The following is a 6,000-nucleotide window of genomic DNA, read 5'->3' as shown; positions in this document are numbered from 1 at the left end:
GAAGGAACGTTGAAGACGACGACGTTGATAGGCTGGGTGTGTAAGTGCAGCGATGCATTGAGCTAACCAGTACTAATGATCCGTGAGGCTTAACCTTACAACACCGAAGGTGTTTTGGTGAGAGAGACTGATTTTCAGCTGAATTCCGAGATTAATATTAATGGTCATGAAGAATGACGGTTAATGAAACAGAATATGCCTGGCGGCACTAGCGCGGTGGTCCCACCTGATCCCATGCCGAACTCAGAAGTGAAACGCCGTAGCGCCGATGGTAGTGTGGGGTCTCCCCATGCGAGAGTAGGGAACTGCCAGGCTCCAAATAAGTAAAGTTTGCTTTTAAAGCAGGCTGTTATAAGAATTAGCGTGCTGATATGGCTCAGTTGGTAGAGCGCACCCTTGGTAAGGGTGAGGTCCCCAGTTCGACTCTGGGTATCAGCACCAGTTTTTAAGTTAAAGTTAGACGATTTAATAAAGAATTTGCCTGGCGGCACTAGCGCGGTGGTCCCACCTGACCCCATGCCGAACTCAGAAGTGAAACGCCGTAGCGCCGATGGTAGTGTGGGGTCTCCCCATGCGAGAGTAGGGAACTGCCAGGCTTCAAATAAATAAAAAAGCCCTGCACGCAAGTGCGGGGCTTTTTTATTTATCTCAGTCTGCCCGGTTATCTGCTCAAGTATGTTCATGCGACAAAGCGTCGGGAACAATTTTGAATGCTTTTACGGCGGCTCGAAGGGACGAGTATCAGGATGATACGATTAATGAAGGCACTGCCGGGTTCCAGGTAAAACATGAAGGCCACCTTAACGGGTGGCCTTTTTGTTTTGTGCTTGTCGGGGATATCAATGGATAACCTGAGAAAGGAAAGCACGGGTACGTTCTGATTTAGGATGCGCAAAAAATTCTTCTGGCGCAGCTTGCTCAACGATTTCTCCTCGATCCATAAAGATCACCCTGTCGGCTACCGTTCTTGCGAAACCCATTTCATGCGTTACGCACAGCATTGTCATACCTGACTGCGCAAGGCCAATCATGGTATCCAGCACTTCCTTCACCATTTCCGGATCGAGCGCGGAAGTGGGTTCGTCGAACAGCATAATCTTGGGCTTCATGCACAGTGAACGGGCAATCGCCACGCGCTGCTGCTGCCCGCCGGAGATTTGTCCGGGGAATTTATGGGCATGTTCGGCGATTCGGACCCGTTCCAGATAGTGCATACCCAGTGCTTCAGCCTCTTTCTTCGGCATCTTTTTCACCCAAATTGGCGCGAGCGTACAGTTCTGTAGCACCGTCAGATGAGGGAAAAGATTAAAGTGCTGGAAAACCATCCCTACCTCAGTGCGCACTTTTTCTATATTGCGTAAATCGTCATTCAGCTCTGTTCCGTCAACAACGATGCGGCCCTTTTGATGCTCTTCAAGATGATTAATGCAGCGAATGGTGGTGGATTTCCCCGAACCTGACGGCCCGCAAAGGACAATACGTTCACCTTGTTTAACTTTAAGATTGATATCCTTCAGAACGTGAAACTGTCCGAACCATTTATTCACATTCTCCAACAAAATCATTGCGTCAGCAGGTTGCATAGTAACTTGACTCATTTTTATCCTCAGTGCGGTGTACGCCCGGTGTTAAAGCGCTTTTCCAGGTGCTGGCTGTAGCGCGACATGCTGAAACAAAATGCCCAATAGATCAGGGCCGCAAAGACATAACCTTCGGTAGACATCCCCAGCCAGGCGGGGTCCACCGTGGCCTGCTGCACGCTGCTAAACAGATCGAACAGGCCGATAATGATCACCAGACTGGTGTCCTTAAAGAGCGCAATAATGGTGTTAACCAGGCCCGGGATCACCAGTTTTAGCGCCTGCGGTAAAATGACTAACCCCTGTGTTTTCCAGTAGCCCAGCGCTAAAGATTCTGCCGCTTCGTATTGGCCTTTAGGCAATGCCTGTAAACCGCCACGGACTACCTCAGCGACGTAAGCCGACTGGAAAAGGATCACCCCTACCAGCGCACGGATCAGCTTATCTATGCTTGTTCCCTCCGCAAGAAACAGCGGGAGCATGACCGATGACATGAATAGCACGGTGATTAGCGGAACGCCGCGCCAGAACTCGATAAATACAACTGACAGGATCCTCACCACCGGCATGCGCGATCGGCGGCCAAGCGCCAGAAGAATCCCAAGCGGCAAAGCACCGGCGATCCCGACGGATGCGATAATCAAGGTTAACGTCAGTCCACCCCACTGGCGCGTTTCCACGCGTTCCAGCCCCAGAAAACCGCCGTACATCAGCCACCAGACTACCAGAGGATAAATAACCGCCCAGGTAGCGATATAGCGCCCGCGACGTGGCATTGCATTCCAGAACATAGGTACGATAGAGAGCAGGCCGACAAGCAAAGCAAGATTGATACGCCAGCGCTGATCGTGCGGGTAAAGCCCATACATAAACTGGCCAAAACGGGCATGAATGAACACCCAGCAGGCGCCTTCTTTGGTGCAGTCTGCACGCGTTTCACCCAGCCAGTTAGCCTGGAAAATCGTCCAGTTAAGCAACGGCGGAATGAGCTCCCACATCATCCATAAACAGAAAAGCGTGAGCAGGCTGTTGGACCAACTGGAAAACAGATTTTTACGGGCCCATTGCACCGCACCCGAACGAACGGCTTTTGGCGGCGCCTGATGGGAGGTTAATGCTTTTGTCATCATGGCTCCTTAACGCTCAATCAGCGCTATGCGGCGGTTATAGATATTCATCAGCAGGGAGATGCTCAGGCTGATAATCAGATAAACCGACATGGTTATGGCAATGGTTTCGATGGCCTGTCCGGTCTGATTTAGCACCGTACCGGCAAACAGCGATACCATATCCGGATAGCCAATTGCCGCCGCCAGAGAGGAGTTTTTTACGATGTTGAGATACTGGCTGGTCAATGGCGGGATGATGACCCGCAGGGCCTGAGGAATAATGACCTGGCGTAATGTCACAGTATTTGGCAGCGCTAATGAACGCGCTGCTTCATGCTGGCCATGGGGCACTGACTGAATACCGGAGCGGATAATCTCTGCGATAAAAGCCGAGGTATATACCGATAAAGCCAGAGTTAAAGCCGCCAGTTCAGGGATCAGAACCATCCCTCCACGGAAGTTGAAACCGCGCAAGGCGGGCACATCCCAGTGCAGCGCCGCGCCGAAAGCCCACTGTGCTATAGCCGGCAGCAAAATCAGCAATCCCAACGCGACAGGCCATGTGCGGCGAAGCTGTCCGGTTTTGATCTGATGCGTTTTGTTATAGCGAAAGAGACCTGCGGAAACGGCAAGCGCCACAATTATCGCGACGATAAAGGCCAGTAGCCCTTCGCCCATCTGTGGCGAAGGAATATAAAGCCCGCGGTTGCTAAGAAAGAGCAGATCAAATGCATTCACCGCCTGACGGGGACCGGGAAGGTTGCGCAATACGGCAAAATACCAGAAAAAGATTTGCAGCAGCGGCGGAATGTTTCGGAATGTCTCAATGTAGATGGTCGATAGTTTGCGTAATAGCCAGTTTTCAGACAGACGAGCAAGGCCCAGGAAGAAACCGAGAAAGGACGCAAACACAATGCACAGTGCGGATACCAGCAAGGTATTCAATAACCCGACGACAAAAACCCGGCCATAGGTATCACCCTGCTCATAGTCAATCAGATGCTGGACGATGCCGAAACCGGCGGCTCGGTCGAGGAAAGCGAAACCTGAGGTAATGCCGCGATTATTAAGGTTAGTGACGGTGTTGTGTATCAGGTAAGCCGCAATGCCAACAACGATAGCAACGGCGACAATCTGATACAGCCAGGCACGAACCGCGGGATTAGAAAAGGAGAGGTCTCCTTTTACGGTTGGGCGGCGTTGGAACATAAGCAAACCTCAGTAACATAAACTCAAACCCTGGGCACTGCGCGCGCAGTGCCCATTCCTGACATTTCGCTTAGCGAACCGGCGGAGCGTACTGGATGCCGCCTTTGTTCCACAGGTTGTTCTGACCACGTTTGATCTTCAGCGGGCTTTCGGAACCAACGTTATGCTCGAAAATCTCGGCGTAGTTACCGACTTGTTTGACGATGTTGTATGCCCATTTATTGTCGAGCTTCAGATCCTTACCGAAGTCGCCTTCTTTACCTAACAGGTGAGCCATGTCCGGCGTGGTTGGATTTGCGGCCATCTGATCGACGTTTTTAGAATCCACGCCCATTTCTTCTGCGTTCAGCATGGCGAACAACGTCCAGCGCACAATGGCGAACCAGTCCTCATCACCACGGCGAACAACCGGGCCCAGCGGTTCTTTAGAAATAACTTCTGGCAGAACGATCCATTCAGCAGGATTGCTCAGCTTGATGCGCAGCGCGTATAGCTGAGACTGGTCGGAGGCAAGGGTATCGCAACGGCCAGACTCCAGCGCTTTAGCGGATTCGTCAGAACGGTCGAACGTCACCGGGGTGTACTTCATATTATTGGCTTTGAAATAGTCCGCTACGTTCAGCTCGGTGTCGGTGCCGGCCTGGATACAAACCGTTGCGCCATCCAGCTCTTTAGCGCTTTTCAGGCCGGCTTTATTATGCGTCAGGAAACCGATGCCATCGTAATAGGTTACGCCGGTGAAGATCATGCCCATGCCCGCGTCGCGCGAGGAAGTCCAGGTAGTATTACGAGAAAGAATGTCGACTTCGCCAGACTGCAAAGCGGTGAAACGTTCTTTGGCGGTCAGCGGGGTATATTTAACCTTGGTGGCATCTCCAAAAACCGCAGCGGCGACGCCACGGCAAACGTCCACATCAATACCGGTGAATTTACCGCTCGCATCGGCGTAAGAGAAGCCTGGCAAGCCATCACTGATCCCGCATTGCACAAAGCCTTTCTTCTTTACTGCATCAAGCGAGGTCCCGGCATGAGCCTGGCCTGCAACTGCTAACAACGAACCGGCTGCGACCAGAGTGGCGATCATCATCTTTTTCATAATGCATCCTGTGTGGCGAAATTATCGTTATATGTTTGCGGCTCCCAAAGGCGCCGTTTTCAATCTGTGGCATCTGCCAGTCTCTTTAAAGCAAAGGGGATGCCAGGTTTGCAGCGGGCGTATTGCGTGTACGTTTGCCGCAGTAAGCTGAGTGTAGACAGGAAAATGTGCGCTCAACGCCCCGTGACGGTGCAAAATTGAAACCTGCGCCACATTTCAGAGCAAAAAAGTTTCAGGATTTGATAATGCGAAAGGAACTGATTTCAGGCGTTAATAGTAGCAATGACAGGGATTGGGTTGAGATGTGAGAATTATCACGCTGTGGAATGCAAATGAATGAAGCGGTGTGAATTTGAGTGATTTGTTTCACATCGGCTGCCGGGGGGCGTTCTGTCGTGTCGCTAAAAATTTACCTGGAATTAAAAAATGCACCTTAATAATGCAGCGCAAAAAAAAAGCGCGAGGGGCCGCTCGCGCTTTTCATCATACTGACCGGGTTTATTTGGTCAGAGCAACGATACCCAGGGTCAAGCCAGCAAGCGCGGCTGCACCACCGGCTATAGCGCCTGCGGTTTCCCAGTTATCCTGAGTTGTGCCTTTCATACAGGTATTGGTATGCACCAGACGACCCTGATCGTCATAAACCGGCACGCAAGGTGAATTGGTCGCACAACCAGCCAGAAGCGTGGAAAGCAGGGCGGCGGCAATTAGCTTTTTCATTTTCAAACCTCATTGATACATACCCGGGGCAGGGATAACTCTCACTGGTGCGCAGGAAAGGCACTGAGTCTTCACAAAATCCACCCCGGCGTGAATGTGCTTATTTTATCATCGCCATCACCCCGCAAGGAGAAGGGAATAATTGCAATTCGTGTGCACTGTAAACAAAGTGGAGAAAAGAGGGCGCGGACGTAAAACTATGGAGAGAAAATGGAGGCAGGCCTGTAATTTGGACGATAAAAAAGGCGCTTCCCCATGCCGGGTCGCGCCTTCTTAAACAACACTA

The 6,000-nt window shown here is 51.4% G+C and carries 5 protein-coding genes, 1 tRNA gene and 3 rRNA genes; 4 read left to right on the top strand and 5 right to left on the bottom strand.

Annotated elements, in window-relative coordinates; translation table 11 throughout:
* The 4 genes from MUA00_RS09585 to rrf (MUA00_RS09570) all read left to right on the top strand — a co-directional run.
* Nucleotides 1-97 (top strand): 23S ribosomal RNA (locus MUA00_RS09585); the annotation flags it as partial.
* Nucleotides 98-198: 101 nt separating this feature from the next.
* A 5S ribosomal RNA gene (gene rrf / locus MUA00_RS09580) occupies nt 199-314 on the top strand.
* Between the two features lie 51 nt (nt 315-365).
* A tRNA-Thr gene (locus MUA00_RS09575) sits at nt 366-441 on the top strand.
* 39 nt (nt 442-480) lie between these two features.
* Nucleotides 481-596, top strand: a 5S ribosomal RNA gene (rrf, locus tag MUA00_RS09570).
* Between the two features lie 243 nt (nt 597-839).
* Here the strand turns inward: rrf (MUA00_RS09570) and MUA00_RS09565 are convergent.
* The 5 genes from MUA00_RS09565 to MUA00_RS09545 all read right to left on the bottom strand — a co-directional run bounded on the left by MUA00_RS09565 (nt 840) and on the right by MUA00_RS09545 (nt 5,714).
* On the bottom strand, nt 840-1,598 hold the full coding sequence (locus MUA00_RS09565; protein ID WP_271122851.1) for an amino acid ABC transporter ATP-binding protein: 759 nt from the start codon (nt 1,596-1,598) through the stop codon (nt 840-842).
* Nucleotides 1,599-1,606: 8 nt separating this feature from the next.
* A complete protein-coding gene (locus MUA00_RS09560; RefSeq protein ID WP_271122850.1) occupies nt 1,607-2,707 on the bottom strand; it encodes an amino acid ABC transporter permease in 1,101 nt (366 codons plus the stop codon).
* 9 nt (nt 2,708-2,716) lie between these two features.
* On the bottom strand, nt 2,717-3,898 hold the full coding sequence (locus tag MUA00_RS09555) for an amino acid ABC transporter permease (RefSeq protein ID WP_271122849.1): 1,182 nt from the start codon (nt 3,896-3,898) through the stop codon (nt 2,717-2,719).
* A gap of 70 nt (nt 3,899-3,968) precedes the next feature.
* Nucleotides 3,969-4,994, bottom strand: coding sequence for an amino acid ABC transporter substrate-binding protein (locus tag MUA00_RS09550; protein ID WP_271122848.1), 1,026 nt, complete (start codon nt 4,992-4,994; stop codon nt 3,969-3,971).
* A gap of 498 nt (nt 4,995-5,492) precedes the next feature.
* Nucleotides 5,493-5,714 carry a hypothetical protein gene (locus MUA00_RS09545; RefSeq protein WP_202306212.1) on the bottom strand — a complete coding sequence of 74 codons (222 nt, stop codon included), beginning with the start codon at nt 5,712-5,714 and terminating at the stop codon, nt 5,493-5,495.
* Nucleotides 5,715-6,000: the final 286 nt, after the last annotated feature.

The organism is Dryocola boscaweniae (genome assembly GCF_025215095.1).
In the GTDB taxonomy this organism is placed as follows: Bacteria; Pseudomonadota; Gammaproteobacteria; order Enterobacterales; family Enterobacteriaceae; genus Dryocola; species Dryocola boscaweniae.
Note: the sequence above shows the minus strand (reverse complement) of the source record. Positions and strands in the feature narration are given on the sequence as shown.